Annotated in this window: 1 protein-coding gene; it reads left to right on the top strand. The window is 59.1% G+C overall.

What is annotated here, in order from left to right; translation table 11 throughout:
* Nucleotides 1-187: 187 nt before the first annotated feature.
* Nucleotides 188-1,045, top strand: a complete 858-nt coding sequence (locus QMX93_RS30735) for a glucose 1-dehydrogenase (protein ID WP_282359336.1) — start codon at nt 188-190, stop codon at nt 1,043-1,045.
* Nucleotides 1,046-1,144: the final 99 nt, after the last annotated feature.

Consider the following 1,144-nt stretch of genomic DNA (forward strand, 5'->3'; position numbering starts at 1 on the left):
GAGCCTGCTCGCGATAGCGGCCTGACATTCAACATCAATGTCAGCTGAAATACCGCTATCGCGAGCAGGCTCACTCCTACAGGGGTTTGTGTATTCATACAAAATCATCCTCGCAAATCCGATCGAACTCACGGCAAACACCCCGGGTCAACCACCCATACCTGCCATGAGACCTCGGAGACCCGCGATGACCGACTATCCAAAACCTCCCTTTGCCAAACAAGCCCAAGCCGTCCCCGGTTCGCAAAGCAAAATGCAGCCTTATCCCGATTGTGGCGAACAAAGCTACGTCGGCTCTGGACGCCTGGCCGGCAAAATTGCCCTGATCACTGGCGCCGACAGCGGCATCGGTCGCGCCGTAGCGATTGCGTTTGCCCGTGAAGGCGCAGACGTTGCGGTCGCTTATCTGAACGAACACGAAGACGCCAAGGAAACCGCACGCTGGGTCGAACAGGCCGGGCGCCAGTGCCTCTTGCTGCCGGGCGATCTCGCGCAGAAATCCCACTGCCAGGCCTTGGTCGATAAAACCGTCGAAAGCTTCGGCCGAATCGATGTGCTGGTCAACAACGCCGCGTTTCAGATGACCCACGAAACCTTCGAGGAAATCCCCGACGAAGAATGGGTGATGACCTTTGACGTGAATATCACGGCGATTTTCCGCCTGTGCCAGGCGGCGCTCAAACACATGCGCGCCGGCTCGTCGATCATCAACACCAGCTCGATCAACTCGGACATGCCCAAACCCAGCCTGCTCGCCTATGCCACCACCAAAGGCGCGATTGCCAATTTCACCGGCGGTCTGGCGCAGATGCTCGGGCCGCAGGAAATTCGCGTGAACTGCGTGGCGCCGGGGCCGATCTGGACGCCGCTGATTGTCTCGACCATGCCCGACGCAGAAGTGCAGAACTTTGGTGCGCAAACCCCGCTTGGCCGCCCAGGTCAACCGGTGGAAGTGGCGCCTATTTATGTGCTGCTGGCCTCGGATGAAGCCAGTTACATCACCGGTCAGCGCTACGGCGTCACCGGCGGCAAACCGATGCTCTGAAACCCTGTGGCCTTGCGTCACTGTAGGAGCTGCCGCAGGCTGCGATCTTTTGCCTGTGTTTCAAGATCAACAGATCGCAGCCTGCGGCAGCTCCTACAG

The sequence above is a fragment of the Pseudomonas sp. PS01303 genome (assembly GCF_029959385.1).
In the GTDB taxonomy this organism is placed as follows: domain Bacteria; phylum Pseudomonadota; class Gammaproteobacteria; order Pseudomonadales; family Pseudomonadaceae; genus Aquipseudomonas; species Aquipseudomonas rustica.